Consider the following 13,785-nt stretch of genomic DNA (forward strand, 5'->3'; position numbering starts at 1 on the left):
AGGTAAAGTACACCTTCTATTCCTGTTCGCCTTATGCTTGTCGCCGATAGGCAGGCGCCTTGCGCTTTTTTTATGTTAGCCGAAAAAGTATTCCCATCATGATTAAAAAGCCGAACAGCATCCAAAGTATATGTTTTATCCCTATTTTACGAAGGGAGATTTTTTTTACGTTGCTTGGACTGTAGAAGGTTTGATGGACGAACTGCCCTCGTTTTTTAATAAACAAGGGAGCTAAGGCAAAACCGCCGATAAAGCCAAAAATATGGGCAACAATATTAATATTTGCATTAAAAAATGTCATGATTAATCCGATGACTAAAATACTTATGATGACTTGGGAGTTCGCTTGATCTATCATTCCTTTTCGAAAGAAAACCATAAATAGATAGGCGCCAAATAATCCGAAAATAGCACCTGAAGCTCCGATATGTGAATATTGCTGGGGCTCTAACAGAAAGGTAGCGATATTTGCAATCATTCCTGCGCCTAAATAGAAGGGGATGAATTTTCCTTTTCCCAGCAATTGTTCTAATGCAGGAGCAAATAAGATGAGGGAAATTGTATTGAAGAAAAGGTGACCAAAGCTAATATGAAGGAAGATTGGTGTAACAAGGCGCCAATACTCACCATTTGCAATTCCGGCATTATATCCGTCCAATAAGCTTAACAAAATTTGCAGAGTAGGAATTGATAATTGGAATAGCAACCAAAAGAAGATGTGAATGCCGACAAGAAACGAAACAACCGGATATAGTTTAAGGAAGGTTTGAAAGTTTTCTGTTCTGGTAAACATTGTTTAGCCTCTTTTCTACTATATTTTTAGTCCTGACTTCCATTTTATTCTTAAAGGACAATAAGATACAATGAAATAGCATCATAATGAATAGTCTGTAGAAATTGATTTATACTACACGAATATGTACAAGTTCATAAAAATAGTACGATTATAGACATTTGAAAGGTGTTGTTTTCAGATGATAGCGGGTATTGGTTTAGATATCATTGAGCTCGACCGGATCAGGAGGATAGTTGAACGTCAGCCAGGTTTTATTAAGCGAATTTTAACCATAAATGAAATTGAAACATATGCAACTCTTTCAAAGGAACGTAAGGTGGAATTTCTGGCTGGGCGCTTCGCCGTAAAAGAGGCCTATTCAAAAGCATTAGGAACAGGGATCGGTGAAGAAATAAGCTTTCAAGATATTGAGGTGATCAATGATGAAAGAGGGAAGCCGATTATTAAACTACTAAAAAAGCTACCGCAAGCAGATACCATTCATGTTTCGATCACCCATACACGCCAGTATGCTGCAGCACAGGTTCTATTGGAAAGGTAGTAGGGGTGAACTTAGTTTTGGTGTCTAGCTGCAGCGCCTAGCCCCTCGAGGTCATAAGCCACTTAGGAATTGAAGGCAGAGTACACCTTCTATTCCTAAGTGGCTTATGCTTGTCGGGGCTGTTCGAGGCGCTTCCGCTTTAAAATATTCTGCATATTTGGAAAGTTTGTCTCATATATTTGGTAATGCGATAGGGAAGACAAGTTGTTTTTGGAGTTCATCTTGTGATCTTTGGCTTAAAATTCAATAAGTTTTAGAGCCTAGTCTTATAGTAAGATGAGGTCTAGCAAACGATTTCTTCCTTTTTAACGTTATATGAGGCAAAGGGGTTGAATATGTTGAAAAAAAGCTTAGTGTTACTGTTAGTAGGGCTTTTAACAGTACTCGTACTTGCGGGATGCGGTGAGAAATCACAAACAGATGTCGTTCAAGCGTTAGAAAAGAAGATTGAAGAAATGTCCGGTTATAAAGCCAAAGGAAAGATGACACTTCAAACCGGCAGTGAGCCACAAGAGTACGAAATTGAAATCTGGCATAAGGGACCTTCGTATTACAGAGTGAATCTTAAAAATTCGAAGAAAGAGCAAAGCCAGATGATATTGCGCAATGATGAGGGAGTGTTTGTATTAACACCGGCATTAAACAAGAGCTTCCGTTTCCAGAGTGAATGGCCGACAAATAGCAGTCAAGCCTACCTATTTGAATCATTGGTAAAGGATATTGTAAACGACCCAGAGGCTAAATTCAGTGCAGCAGAAAATAATTATGTTTTTGAAACAAAAACAAATTATCAAAACAATAGAATGCTGCCAACTCAAGAAATTACCTTCAATAAAAAGGACTTATCCCCTTCTATGGTTAAGGTGATGGATACAGACAGAAATCCGCTTGTGACAGTAGAGTTTTCTGACTTTGAATTCAATGCTTCATTTGATGAAAATTCATTTGATGTTGAGAAAAACATGTCAAGCGCACAAATAGAGGTTCCGACAATGGCTTCAGGTGAGAATGAGACATTTGCAGTTAAGTATCCTCTTGAGCAGCCTGAAGGGGTTGAATTAGTAGAGAAGACAGAAATGGAAACTGAAAATGGAAAACGTGTCATCCTGACATTTGGTGGAGAAAAATCGTTTACGCTTATCCAGGAAAGTGCAGAGATTGCCGCTCCAGCTTCAGCATCTACTTCAACATATGTGAATGGTCATCCGGCAGATTTAGGATTTACAATCGGGGCTATGTCAGAATCAACTCTTACTTGGACATATGATGGCGTAGACTATATGCTAGCTTCTGAAGATCTAACGGAAGAAGAAATGCTTATGGTTGCCAAGTCTGTTCAAGGTCAAGCAGCAAAATAAAAAGGTGAGGCTGTCTCAGGAAGGGTCTAACCCTTTGGTTAGACAGCCTTATTTATTTTTTACAAAGATTCTACCCCGCTTTTAATGTCTCCCTTTTTTGTACACCAGAAAGTATAAGATTTTTTATGGGTGACCGTATAAGAACAAATAAGGGTTTTGTCATTAGGATTTGGCGAAAAGCCAAGTTTTTATGTCTCACCATTTGACATTTCTGTACCATAGTCGCGATAATCATTCTAGTAGAATGTTTGGATGAGGAAGTGGAGTAAGATGCAGCAGGAATTTTATCGTGATACATGGGTGGAAGTTGATTTAGATGCTATTATGCATAATGTAAAATCAATGAAACATCATATTGGAGAAAATGTAGAAATTATTGCAGTTGTAAAAGCAAATGGTTATGGTCATGGAGCAGTCCAGATTGCAAAAACTGCTTTGGAGGCAGGAGCATCTATGCTTGCTGTGGCCTTTTTAGATGAAGCATTAGCTTTAAGAAATTCAGGTCTGGATGTGCCAATTTTAGTTTTAGGAGCAACAAGAGCTGAAAATGTTGGACTAGCAATTGAAAACAACATAACGTTAACAGTCTTCTCGATTGATTGGCTTGAGAAAGCAAAACAATATGCCGGAACGAATGTCCTTCATCTTCATGTAAAGCTTGATACAGGAATGAGTCGCTTAGGTGTGACAAATGTGAATGATCTTACTTCTCTATTTAAAGTTGTCGAGGATTCTTCCCAATTTGCCATAACAGGTATTTATACACATTTTGCAACGGCTGATGAACGTGATCTTCGTTATTTTCAATTTCAGTACGAAAAATTTCAGGAGCTTATCGAAAGAGTTGAACATGACAAACTACTTGTCCACTGTGGCAATAGTGCAACAGGACTTCGTTTTCCAACCAAATTATATAATGCAGTTCGGCTGGGCATTTCCATGTACGGCTTATCGCCATCTGTAGAAATAAAGGCTGAATTACCATATCCCCTGCAAGAGGCTTTTTCCTTGCACACAAAACTAGTTCATGTGAAAAAGATTCCTAAAGGTACAAAAGTCAGTTATGGAGCAACTTATGAGGCAGAGGAAGATGAATGGATCGGAACATTGCCCATTGGCTATGCGGATGGGTGGATCAGAAGTTTAAAAAATTCAGACGTACTTGTTGATGGGAAACGAGCGCCATTAGTAGGGAGAATTTGTATGGATCAATGCATGGTTAAGCTTCCATATGAGCTGCCTGTAGGCACAAAAGTAACCCTAATCGGCAGGCAAAATCATGAATACATTCCGGTTGATGAAGTGGCAAAACGGCTTGATACAATAAATTATGAAGTAACCTGTACGGTAACTTCGCGTGTTCCCCGTATGTTTTTGAGAAACAAGAGTATAATTGAAGTGAGTAATCCTCTTTTAACAAATATGTAAAATAATTAAAGTTATCATGATAAAAAGTGAATAAATTACCTGTACATGACGATAATAGAGGATGGCATAAGTTAAATAAGTAAATTTTGTTATCCTTTGGTTTCGTTTGATACCATCATAACCAAAGGATCTTTTCAGCTGGCTGAGCAAGGCGCATTGAGCTTTTCTTAATAATATCAGAATTTATATATTTTCTTAACATAGCTTGCGTTTCTGAATCTAGCTCCAGGCGCCATCGGCTCGAGGTCATAAGTCAAACAGGAATTGAAGGTAAAGTACACCTTCTATTCCTGTTCGCCTTATGCTTGTCGCCGATAGGCAGGCGCCTTGCGCTTTTTTTATAAAACACTTTGCATCTCGGGCAGTAAATGGTATTATTAAGTTTGGAATGGAATTTAGGATGGTAAGTTTGGTGGAGGTGTATGTTTGTGTCTGAATCCAGCGCAACGACAGAAATCTTAATTCAGTTACCTCAAGCATTAGTATCAGAATTGGATGGACTTGTGAAACAGGAGAACGGGAACAGAAACGAGCTTATTTATCAAGCAACGAAGATGTATATTCGTGAACGAAAAAAGCGCCAAATTCGCGAATCGATGAGACGCGGCTACATGGAAATGGCCAAAATTAATTTAAACATTGCATCTGAAGCATTTCTGGCAGAATCTGAGGCTGATCATACCGTTGAACGCTTAGTAAGCGGGGGTTAATCATTTGATTGTTAAACGCGGCGACGTATATTTTGCTGATCTTTCACCTGTTGTCGGCTCGGAGCAAGGTGGCGTACGCCCTGTATTGATTATCCAAAATGATATTGGGAACCGCTTTAGTCCTACAGTTATTATAGCGGCAATTACGGCCCAAATTCAAAAAGCAAAATTGCCAACTCATGTTGAGATTGATGCAAAGCGTTACGGGTTTGAAAGGGATTCGGTTATCCTGCTTGAACAGATTCGAACGATTGATAAGCAAAGGCTTACTGATAAAATTACCCATCTTGATGATGAAATGATGGATAAGGTAGATGAAGCCTTGCAAATAAGCTTAGGACTTATTGATTTTTAGTGTAATTTAAAATAGACATGTTAAATATGAAATGGAAAGAGGCTGCCAATGTGAGCAGCCTCTTTCGCTATTTTAAGGACTTAAATTCATCTAAAAGGGTAATATCGGGTATTTCTTTTTTTTGATGTTATAAATCGGTATAATAAAATAAGGATAGGTCTCGTAATTAAAGAAGGAGGATTTACTGAAAAAATGAACGTTCAATCTAATCCATTCTTGGAATTTATACAATTAAATCGTGAAGAATTGTCAAATAAGTGGACAGAGAAAATGAAAGAACTCGATGATCAGAAGGTGTCAAATGTTATTTCTGATCAAGTCTATTCAAATGTTTGCAATGAATATATGAATATAGTATTGCTCAATCTCAGAAATATAGATGAGGAATTTGTGAGCAAAATCAATGATTTCTCTCAAAAGATTGTTCAGTTAGGATGGTCATTGAAATATATCTCGACCAGTTTAGCGGAGTTAAATAAAATCCTTTTTGAAATGATGTCGGTCGATAAAACAGAAGAGGAGAAAATGAATCTGGTTTGGGCGTTTGATAAGTGGATTTCTCCTGTTAATAATGATATCCTTCACCACTATGCTTCATCTTGGGAGAGAACGGTTTCGCTTCAAAAAATTGCCCTGCAGGAATTGTCTGCGCCATTGATTCCCGTTTTTGATAATATCACGGTCATGCCTTTAGTAGGAACGATTGATACTGAAAGAGCAAAGCGGATCATGGAAAACCTCCTTGAAGGGGTTGTTAAACATCGCGCTGAGGTTGTATTAATTGATATTACCGGTGTACCAGTTGTGGATACGATGGTTGCTCATCATATCATTCAAGCATCGGAAGCTGTTAGGCTTGTAGGAGCAAAGTGCTTAATTGTTGGAATACGTCCAGAAATTGCTCAAACGATCGTAAATCTAGGAATTGATTTAAGTCAGGTTATTACTAAAAATTCTTTACAAAAGGGAATTGAATCTGCATTAGAAATGACAAATCGTCAAATTGTATCTTTGGGGGAATAGCAAAATGAATGCTAGAATACCGATTTTAAAGCTGCGTAATTGTTTATTAGTTTCCATTCAATGGGAGATAGATGACCAGACAGCGCTGCAATTTCAAGAAGATCTTCTCAATAAGATCCATGAAACAGGGGCAAATGGAGTGGTGATCGATCTAACTTCAGTTGATGTTATTGACTCTTTTATCGCCAAGGTTCTTGGAGACGTTATCAGCATGTCAAAGCTAATGGGAGCAAAAGTTGTCTTAACAGGAATTCAGCCTGCGGTGGCCATTACATTAATTGAACTAGGCATCCATTTGGAGGATGTAGCGACTGCTTTAGATTTAGAAAAAGGGCTAGAAACATTACAGCGGGAGTTGGAGGAGTAAAGGATGGAAAACCAATCCTGTGTCAAAATAGTCACCGAATGGGACATCGTTGCAGCACGGCAGCTAGGTCGAAATGTTGCAAAAGAGCTGGGATTTGGTACAGTTGATCAAGCAAGAATTACAACTGCCATATCTGAGCTTGCTCGAAATATATATTTATATGCAGGACAAGGTGAAATGCGAATTGAGCGCATCCATGACCTTGGTAAAAAAGGTTTAAAAATAACAGCCATTGATAAGGGGCCTGGAATACCGGATATCCGAAAAGTAATGGAAGATGGGTTTTCAACATCAGGAGGGTTAGGTGCTGGATTACCGGGAGTCAAACGCTTAATGGACGAATTTGATATAACTTCCTCTGTTGGAGAAGGCACGAATATACAGGCGGTGAAATGGCTTCGGTAGGAGGACATAAATGGATTATCGTGATTTTTTAGAGACAAAATATCGAGAGCTTTTAAGAAATTACTTGCAATATCAAACAGAAACGGCATTATATCAAGGTCAAAAACTAAGCAGGAAAACAATCGAACATCAAATACCACCTGAAGAGATCATTAGTATACACCGAAAGGTTCTTCAGGAACTTTTTCCAGACATAAGAAATGAGATCCTAACGTCACTTGATTTCCTATTGGAAGTAATGATGGGCTATGGAATGGCCTATCAAGAGCATCAGAGCTTGCGTGATCAGCAAATGGAAATAAAATCGGAAATTCAGATTGCTGCAAGCGTTCAACAAACGTTGCTGGAAACATCTATTCCAGTTATTGATTCACTTGATATAGGTGCGATTAGCGTACCAGCAAAGCAAATGAATGGAGACTATCATCATTTTGTCCAAGATGATAAAGGAATCAGTATAGCAGTGGCAGATGTTATTGGGAAAGGGATACCAGCTGCTTTATGTATGTCGATGATTAAATATGCAATGGATAGCTTTCCGGAATCACGTAAAAATCCTAATCAAATCTTAGAAAACCTTAATCGAGTGGTTGAACGGAATGTAGATGCTAGTATGTTTATTACCATGTTTTATGGGATGTATAATACTTGTGATCATATCTTTACATATGCTTCCGCTGGTCATGAACCAGGTTTCTATTATCATTCCTCTACAGATATGTTTGAGGACCTCTTAACCAAAGGGCTTGTTTTAGGTGTGGATCAACATGTTAAGTACCACCAATACGAAAAAAACGTAAAACCAGGCGATATGGTTGTCCTGCTTTCTGACGGTGTAACAGAATCGAGAACCGATGAAGGGTTTGTTGAAAGGTCTGTTATTACTGATTTGATCCGGAAATATAAGGATCTTCCTTCACAACAAATTGTTGAAAAAATTTATCGCCACTTTGAAAAAATGCAGGATTTTCAACTTAGAGATGATTTCACATTAATTATTTTAAAAAGAATGGTTTAATGTTTTGAAATTCGGGTATGTAATTACATAATTAGATCTTTGGGGTGATGAGGAATGAATATTAAGATAGATGTAGAGAATCTTGATGATAAAAAAATGGTTTCAGTAGCAGGGGAAATTGATGCATTCACAGCTCCGAAATTAAGGGAAGCTTTGATGCCGCATGCTGAAATGCACAATCCGAATCTTATCGTAAATTTAAAACAGGTATCCTATATGGACAGTACTGGCTTAGGAGTTTTTGTTGGTTTATTGAAAGTAATAAGAAAGAATAATGGTCAATTAAATCTTGTAGAACTGTCGGATCGCTTAGAACGCTTATTTAGTATAACGGGACTAGATGACATCATTGATATATCTTCAAAATCAGAGGGTGGGGTACAATGAAGGAATTAGTAGATTATATAGAAATGAAGGTTCCAGCTAAACCGGAGTATGTAGGAATTATCAGATTAACTCTTTCTGGAATAGCTAGTAGAATGGGATATTCCTATGATGACATAGAAGATTTAAAGATTGCAACTAGCGAGGCTTGTACAAATGCTGTTCAGCATGCTTATAAACAACAAGAGGGCGGAGAGGTCGTCGTTGGATTCGGCCTATATCAAGATCGTCTTGATGTCATGATAGCTGATAATGGCAAGAGCTTTGACTTTGAAAAAACAAAAAATGAACTTGGTCCTTATTCTGCTTCAAGTCCGATTGACCAGCTTTCTGAAGGAGGGTTGGGTCTCTATTTGATGGAAACGCTCATGGATGAAGTCCGTGTACTTGTTAACTCAGGTGTAACAGTCTTCATGACTAAGTACTTAAGCGGGGAGCGGATAGATCATGACACAACCATTACGAACTATGAAGCTAACTAAAGAACAAGTGAATGAGCTAATTGTCGACTTTCAGAAAACGGAAAGCAACGATGCACAATTAGCTCTAGTAGAACACTTTACAGGCTTAGTTGAAACATTAGCTAAAAAATACTCCAAGGGAAAGAGCTTCCATGAAGATCTTAGGCAGGTTGGGATGATTGGTTTGCTAGGGGCGATCAGAAGATATGACCCTACTGTCGGTAAGCCATTTGAAGCATTCGCTATCCCAACCATTATTGGGGAAATAAAGCGTTTTCTAAGGGACAAGACGTGGAGTGTCCATGTTCCGAGGCGTATTAAAGAATTAGGACCAAAGATTAAAACGGCTGTTGATACACTTACTAATGAAATGCAGCGGTCTCCAAAGGTTCAAGAAATAGCAGATTATTTAGACGTAACAGAAGAGGAAGTTTTAGAAACGATGGAAATGGGCAAAAGTTATCAGGCACTTTCTGTGGATCATTCCATTGAAGCGGACGCAGAGGGAAGTACGGTTACTATTCTAGATATAGTAGGTACCAAGGAGCAGGGATATGAAAAAGTAAATCAAAAGCTCATGATCCAAAGTGTATTACATGTTTTGACAGATAGAGAAAAAGAAATCATTGATTGTACGTTTAATTTGAATATGAGCCAAAAGGAAACAGGGGAACAGCTGGGAATTTCACAAATGCATGTTTCACGATTACAGAGAAGAGCGATTCAAAAATTAAAGGAAGCTTTATTAAAAGACATGCCTTCGGAGATAAATAGATGATTGTTCGAGAATCTAACAGCTTTGTACATACATTAGTTTATCAATTACCCAAAGAGGGAAAAACCTGCTGTGGAGATAGCTTTTTTATAAAAGCTACCGAGGATTATTTTATTTGTGCACTAGCCGATGGTTTAGGGAGCGGAGAACGTGCAAATGATTCATCATCTGCAATAAGCGCGCTGGTCGAAAAAAAACATAATGAAGATGTTGACGTATTAATCGATCTTTGTAATCAAGAGCTGAGGGATAAGCGAGGTGCAACAGTCTCGATATTAAAAATTGATTTTAAGGAAAATCAATTCACATATAGTTCAGTGGGGAATATCCGCTTTATCCTTTGTTCACCATCTGGCACCTTTATTTATCCATTGCCGATTTTAGGCTATTTATCCGGGAGGCCACAAAAATACCGTACTCAAACATATTCGTACGAAAAAGGATCAAAATTTATTATTCATACAGATGGGCTCGTGCTTCCAGGTGCTAAAGCACTACTTTATAATGGACGGTCGGTAGAAGATCTATCGCAATCTTTGGAGGCTTATACAAAAACAAGAAATGATGACTTAACCTATATAGTCGGTCAGCTATTTTAATTACTTAGAATAGTTGAGCGGCTAATTTTATGTATAAGGATTATCTTTTGTCCTATTTTATTCAAGTATTTATATCTGGTAAACTGGTTACATATGTGATTGTTAATTCAATCAATGATGTATGGAAGATAGACTATTTATTTGGAGGCTATGATGATAGAAAAACAAGATCAAATTATGCAGTACATTAGTAAAGAGCTTTCGATCCAATTGAAGCAAGTAGCTAATGTGATAGGACTGCTGGAAGAAGGGAATACCGTACCTTTTATTGCGCGTTACCGTAAGGAACAAACAGGTGCGCTTGATGAGGTGCAAATTCGTGACATCTCCGAAAAGTGGACATACATACAAAACCTTGAAAATCGCAAAGAAGAAGTGCTGCGCCTTATCGACGAACAAGGGAAATTAACGGAACAGCTTGCTGGTGAAATTAAAAAGTCCATGAAGCTGCAGCAGGTTGAAGATTTATATCGACCTTATAAACAAAAACGGAGAACAAAGGCAACGGTAGCGAAGGAGAAAGGACTTGAGCCCCTCGCACAATGGATTCTCAAATTGCCAAGTCAAGGAGATATGGCAAAAAAGGCAAACGAGTTTTTAAGTGAAGAAAAAGGGGTTCACTCGATTGAGGAAGCTATTAGTGGCGCCAAGGATATCATTGCGGAGCAGCTATCTGACGAACCAAAGTACCGTCAATGGATCCGTGATATAACGTTTAGAAAAGGTGCGATTTCTTCCGTTGTAAAAAATGAAGAAAAAGATGAAAAAAATGTGTATGAAATGTACTACGACTACGAAGAACCTATTCAAAAAATTGTTCCTCACCGTGTGCTTGCGATAAATCGCGGTGAAAAGGAAGATATCATTCGTATCGCGATTATTCCGCCATATGAAGAAATTATTAACTATATTCAAAAACAAGAGTTAAAGGGTAAAGCAACGATTGTACAGGAAATTATGGTAGAGACAATCGATGATGCCTATAAAAGATTGATCCAACCATCCATCGAAAGGGAAATTAGAAAAGAATTATCAGAAAAAGCAGAGGATCGAGCCATTCATATTTTCTCAGAAAACCTCCGGAACCTGCTTTTGCAGCCGCCTTTAAAAGGAAGAATGGTATTAGGAGTAGACCCTGCGTATAGAACAGGCTGTAAACTAGCTGTCGTCGATCAAACTGGAAAAATGCTACATATAGGAGTCGTTTATCCCCATCCTCCAGTTAATAAGAAGGAGCAAGCGGTTGCGACTGTAAAAGATGTTTTGAAAACCTACAATATTGAAATCGTAGCGATTGGAAACGGAACGGCATCAAGGGAAACAGAACAATTTATCGCAGATGTTTTAAAAGAAATCGATGATAAAGTGTCTTACTTAATTGTTAATGAAGCGGGTGCTAGTGTGTATTCTGCTTCCGATTTGGCAAGAGAGGAATTCCCTGATTTGCAGGTTGAGGAGAGAAGTGCTGTTTCAATTGCAAGAAGACTGCAAGACCCATTGGCTGAGTTAGTGAAAATTGATCCTAAATCAGTTGGTGTTGGTCAATATCAACATGATGTTTCACAAAAAAAGCTAAATGAGTCGTTAACCTTTGTTGTTGAAACAGTTGTAAACCAGGTAGGAGTTAATGTTAATACCGCTTCATCTTCACTGTTACAATACGTTGCCGGCTTAAGTAAGGCTGTTGCGAACAATATCGTAAAGAAGAGAGAAGAGCTTGGGAGATTTTCAAACCGCAAGCAGTTAAAGGATATTCCTCGCTTGGGAGCGAAAACATTTGAGCAATGTATCGGTTTCTTAAGAATTTTAGAAGGTGAGCAGCCTTTAGATCGGACCGGAATTCATCCTGAAAGATATACAGAGGTACAAAAGTTTTTGGATCAATTAAATGCTTCTGTTTCTGATTTAGGAAGTGAAGAGTTAAAAGAAAAGATCATGAATATAAATCTAAAAGAAACAGCAGAGGTCCTTGGAATTGGTGAGTTAACACTTAAAGATATATGTGATGCATTAATTCGTCCGGAAAGAGACCCGCGCGACGAAATTTCAAAACCATTATTGAAGAAAGATGTATTAAAATTAGAAGACTTACAGCAAGGTATGGAATTGCAAGGGACTGTACGTAATGTCGTCGATTTCGGGGCATTCGTTGATATTGGTGTTAAGCAAGATGGCCTTGTTCATATTTCGAAATTAAGTAAATCCTTTGTGAAGCATCCGCTTGATATTGTATCGGTTGGAGATGTTGTAACGGTTTGGGTGGATGATGTTGATCATAAAAAAGGAAGAGTAGCCCTAACTATGGTGCATAATTAAAAAGAAACACTGCTTTTTATGAGCAGTGTTTTTCTCTATAGAAAAACCAGCACTGATTAAGTAATTTGATTTGGTAGCGATTTTTTTCATAAAAAGCACGTTGCATTTGATTTTGTAACCATGATGGCATTTGCGCATACCTCCTTAACCATTATAATGGAGTATGGGTGTTTATAATGTATGCAGAGTGCTAGTACGATGTACCATTTAAATTGGGGGAAATGATCGTGGATGATACACAGCTTCAGAAAATCGTTGAGGATATTTCTTTGACCTATTTTCGTAAAAAATTCAACCACAAGGCAACCTTTAACAAAAGGCTGAGAACGACTGGAGGAAGGTATTTATTAAGAAGCCATAATATCGACGTTAATCCAAAGTATTATCATGAGTACGGTCTTGATGAGGTAATTGGCATCATTAAACATGAGCTCTGCCACTATCATTTGCATTTAGAAGGAAGAGGCTATAAGCATGGTGATAAAGACTTTAAAGAATTACTAAAAGAAGTAGGTGCGCCGAGGTATTGTACACCTTTAAAACAAGAAAAAAAGGGGAATAGTGTTCTCCTGCAATATAAATGCAAGAATTGTCATCAAATCTATAATCGTAAGCGAAGAGTTGATACAACTCGTCTAGTATGTGGGAGATGCGGTGGAAAAATCTATCTGTATAAAAAGGGTTGACGGAATGAAGGGGACTATGATAAATTATAAAAGCCGTCGCTGATGGCGCAAAAAAATAATCATAAAAGAACTTCATTTAGTTAATATTGAAAAGGAGTATTGACAGGACAATCCTTACTCAATATAATAAAAGAAGTCTGTTGCAAAATATTCCGCAGTAGCTCAGTGGTAGAGCTATCGGCTGTTAACCGATCGGTCGCAGGTTCGAATCCTGCCTGCGGAGCCATATGGGGAAGTACTCAAGAGGCTGAAGAGGCGCCCCTGCTAAGGGTGTAGGTCGCGTAAGCGGCGCGAGGGTTCAAATCCCTCCTTCTCCGCCATATTTTATATGGCCCGTTGGTCAAGCGGTTAAGACACCGCCCTTTCACGGCGGTAACACGGGTTCGAATCCCGTACGGGTCATAACCATATGTGGAAGAATAGGATGTGGGTCTAATTGCGTTAATTCGCAAAGCTCACCTCCTATTTATTTCCCTGATATAATAATTGGTCCGGTAGTTCAGTTGGTTAGAATGCCTGCCTGTCACGCAGGAGGTCGCGGGTTCGAGTCCCGTCCGGACCGC

Annotated in this window: 16 protein-coding genes, 4 tRNA genes and 1 pseudogene; 19 read left to right on the plus strand and 2 right to left on the minus strand. The window is 38.4% G+C overall.

The genetic code is table 11. The annotated features are described in order from the left end of the window. Positions 1 to 208: 208 nt before the first annotated feature. Positions 209 to 793 (minus strand): annotated as a pseudogene (locus Q1B07_RS24165) (rhomboid family intramembrane serine protease); the annotation flags it as partial. Between the two features lie 181 nt (positions 794 to 974). Here Q1B07_RS24165 and acpS point away from each other — a divergent pair. From acpS to Q1B07_RS24235, 14 genes are all read left to right on the plus strand, one after another. Continuing rightward, positions 975 to 1,337 carry a holo-ACP synthase gene (acpS, locus tag Q1B07_RS24170; RefSeq protein ID WP_299094619.1) on the plus strand — a complete coding sequence of 121 codons (363 nt, stop codon included), beginning with the start codon at positions 975 to 977 and terminating at the stop codon, positions 1,335 to 1,337. Positions 1,338 to 1,675: 338 nt separating this feature from the next. Further along, complete coding sequence (locus Q1B07_RS24175; RefSeq protein ID WP_299094617.1) at positions 1,676 to 2,695, plus strand: outer membrane lipoprotein carrier protein LolA; 1,020 nt, start codon at positions 1,676 to 1,678, stop codon at positions 2,693 to 2,695. A 270-nt stretch (positions 2,696 to 2,965) separates the two neighbouring features. Beyond that, entirely contained in the window at positions 2,966 to 4,123 is a 1,158-nt protein-coding gene (gene alr / locus Q1B07_RS24180) for an alanine racemase (protein WP_299094615.1), read from the plus strand. Positions 4,124 to 4,551: 428 nt separating this feature from the next. After that, the gene (locus Q1B07_RS24185) at positions 4,552 to 4,833 is read left to right on the plus strand and encodes a CopG family ribbon-helix-helix protein (protein ID WP_026562079.1); all 282 of its coding nucleotides are present in this window, start codon (positions 4,552 to 4,554) and stop codon (positions 4,831 to 4,833) included. 4 nt (positions 4,834 to 4,837) lie between these two features. Continuing rightward, positions 4,838 to 5,188, plus strand: coding sequence for a type II toxin-antitoxin system endoribonuclease NdoA (gene ndoA, locus Q1B07_RS24190; RefSeq protein ID WP_026562078.1), 351 nt, complete (start codon positions 4,838 to 4,840; stop codon positions 5,186 to 5,188). A 192-nt stretch (positions 5,189 to 5,380) separates the two neighbouring features. Then, the gene (locus Q1B07_RS24195) at positions 5,381 to 6,211 is read left to right on the plus strand and encodes an STAS domain-containing protein (RefSeq protein ID WP_299094600.1); all 831 of its coding nucleotides are present in this window, start codon (positions 5,381 to 5,383) and stop codon (positions 6,209 to 6,211) included. A gap of 4 nt (positions 6,212 to 6,215) precedes the next feature. After that, on the plus strand, positions 6,216 to 6,578 hold the full coding sequence (locus Q1B07_RS24200) for an STAS domain-containing protein (protein ID WP_299094598.1): 363 nt from the start codon (positions 6,216 to 6,218) through the stop codon (positions 6,576 to 6,578). Positions 6,579 to 6,581: 3 nt separating this feature from the next. Further along, the gene (locus Q1B07_RS24205; RefSeq protein ID WP_299094596.1) at positions 6,582 to 6,983 is read left to right on the plus strand and encodes an anti-sigma regulatory factor; all 402 of its coding nucleotides are present in this window, start codon (positions 6,582 to 6,584) and stop codon (positions 6,981 to 6,983) included. Between the two features lie 10 nt (positions 6,984 to 6,993). Then, positions 6,994 to 8,001 carry a PP2C family protein-serine/threonine phosphatase gene (locus Q1B07_RS24210; RefSeq protein ID WP_299094594.1) on the plus strand — a complete coding sequence of 336 codons (1,008 nt, stop codon included), beginning with the start codon at positions 6,994 to 6,996 and terminating at the stop codon, positions 7,999 to 8,001. A gap of 54 nt (positions 8,002 to 8,055) precedes the next feature. After that, positions 8,056 to 8,388, plus strand: a complete 333-nt coding sequence (locus Q1B07_RS24215) for an anti-sigma factor antagonist (protein WP_299094592.1) — start codon at positions 8,056 to 8,058, stop codon at positions 8,386 to 8,388. Continuing rightward, the gene (gene rsbW, locus Q1B07_RS24220) at positions 8,385 to 8,867 is read left to right on the plus strand and encodes an anti-sigma B factor RsbW (protein WP_299094590.1); all 483 of its coding nucleotides are present in this window, start codon (positions 8,385 to 8,387) and stop codon (positions 8,865 to 8,867) included. The genes Q1B07_RS24215 and rsbW overlap by 4 nt, the downstream gene beginning before the upstream one ends. Next, entirely contained in the window at positions 8,833 to 9,624 is a 792-nt protein-coding gene (gene sigB, locus Q1B07_RS24225; RefSeq protein ID WP_299094587.1) for an RNA polymerase sigma factor SigB, read from the plus strand. Before rsbW ends, sigB begins: the two co-directional genes overlap by 35 nt. Continuing rightward, positions 9,621 to 10,220: a PP2C family serine/threonine-protein phosphatase gene (locus tag Q1B07_RS24230; RefSeq protein WP_299094585.1), complete on the plus strand. Its 600-nt coding sequence runs from the start codon at positions 9,621 to 9,623 to the stop codon at positions 10,218 to 10,220. The genes sigB and Q1B07_RS24230 overlap by 4 nt, the downstream gene beginning before the upstream one ends. Positions 10,221 to 10,373: 153 nt before the next feature. Further along, on the plus strand, positions 10,374 to 12,536 hold the full coding sequence (locus tag Q1B07_RS24235) for a Tex family protein (RefSeq protein WP_299094583.1): 2,163 nt from the start codon (positions 10,374 to 10,376) through the stop codon (positions 12,534 to 12,536). Positions 12,537 to 12,552: 16 nt separating this feature from the next. Here the strand turns inward: Q1B07_RS24235 and cmpA are convergent, their stop codons facing one another. Then, the gene (gene cmpA, locus Q1B07_RS24240; RefSeq protein ID WP_156177859.1) at positions 12,553 to 12,666 is read right to left on the minus strand and encodes a cortex morphogenetic protein CmpA; all 114 of its coding nucleotides are present in this window, start codon (positions 12,664 to 12,666) and stop codon (positions 12,553 to 12,555) included. A gap of 97 nt (positions 12,667 to 12,763) precedes the next feature. Between cmpA and Q1B07_RS24245 the strand changes: the two genes are divergently transcribed. From Q1B07_RS24245 to Q1B07_RS24265, 5 genes are all read left to right on the plus strand, one after another. Further along, a complete protein-coding gene (locus Q1B07_RS24245; protein ID WP_299094577.1) occupies positions 12,764 to 13,222 on the plus strand; it encodes a SprT family protein in 459 nt (152 codons plus the stop codon). A gap of 151 nt (positions 13,223 to 13,373) precedes the next feature. Further along, positions 13,374 to 13,448, plus strand: a tRNA-Asn gene (locus Q1B07_RS24250). A 3-nt stretch (positions 13,449 to 13,451) separates the two neighbouring features. Then, positions 13,452 to 13,542 (plus strand) — tRNA-Ser (locus Q1B07_RS24255). Positions 13,543 to 13,552: 10 nt separating this feature from the next. Continuing rightward, positions 13,553 to 13,624: transfer RNA gene (locus tag Q1B07_RS24260), tRNA-Glu, on the plus strand. Between the two features lie 86 nt (positions 13,625 to 13,710). Beyond that, positions 13,711 to 13,784, plus strand: a tRNA-Asp gene (locus Q1B07_RS24265). Position 13,785: the final 1 nt, after the last annotated feature.

This window comes from uncultured Metabacillus sp., from assembly GCF_947503125.1.
Lineage (GTDB): Bacteria > Bacillota > Bacilli > Bacillales > Bacillaceae > Metabacillus.

Coding starts and splice junctions, on each gene's coding strand:
- acpS (WP_299094619.1), top strand. CDS start 975: ATGATAGCGGGTATTGGTTTAGATATCATTGAGCTCGACCGGATCAGG.
- alr (WP_299094615.1), top strand. CDS start 2,966: ATGCAGCAGGAATTTTATCGTGATACATGGGTGGAAGTTGATTTAGAT.
- Q1B07_RS24195 (WP_299094600.1), top strand. CDS start 5,381: ATGAACGTTCAATCTAATCCATTCTTGGAATTTATACAATTAAATCGT.
- Q1B07_RS24200 (WP_299094598.1), top strand. CDS start 6,216: ATGAATGCTAGAATACCGATTTTAAAGCTGCGTAATTGTTTATTAGTT.
- Q1B07_RS24205 (WP_299094596.1), top strand. CDS start 6,582: ATGGAAAACCAATCCTGTGTCAAAATAGTCACCGAATGGGACATCGTT.
- Q1B07_RS24210 (WP_299094594.1), top strand. CDS start 6,994: ATGGATTATCGTGATTTTTTAGAGACAAAATATCGAGAGCTTTTAAGA.
- Q1B07_RS24215 (WP_299094592.1), top strand. CDS start 8,056: ATGAATATTAAGATAGATGTAGAGAATCTTGATGATAAAAAAATGGTT.
- rsbW (WP_299094590.1), top strand. CDS start 8,385: ATGAAGGAATTAGTAGATTATATAGAAATGAAGGTTCCAGCTAAACCG.
- sigB (WP_299094587.1), top strand. CDS start 8,833: ATGACACAACCATTACGAACTATGAAGCTAACTAAAGAACAAGTGAAT.
- Q1B07_RS24230 (WP_299094585.1), top strand. CDS start 9,621: ATGATTGTTCGAGAATCTAACAGCTTTGTACATACATTAGTTTATCAA.
- Q1B07_RS24235 (WP_299094583.1), top strand. CDS start 10,374: ATGATAGAAAAACAAGATCAAATTATGCAGTACATTAGTAAAGAGCTT.
- cmpA (WP_156177859.1), bottom strand. CDS start 12,666: ATGCCATCATGGTTACAAAATCAAATGCAACGTGCTTTTTATGAAAAA.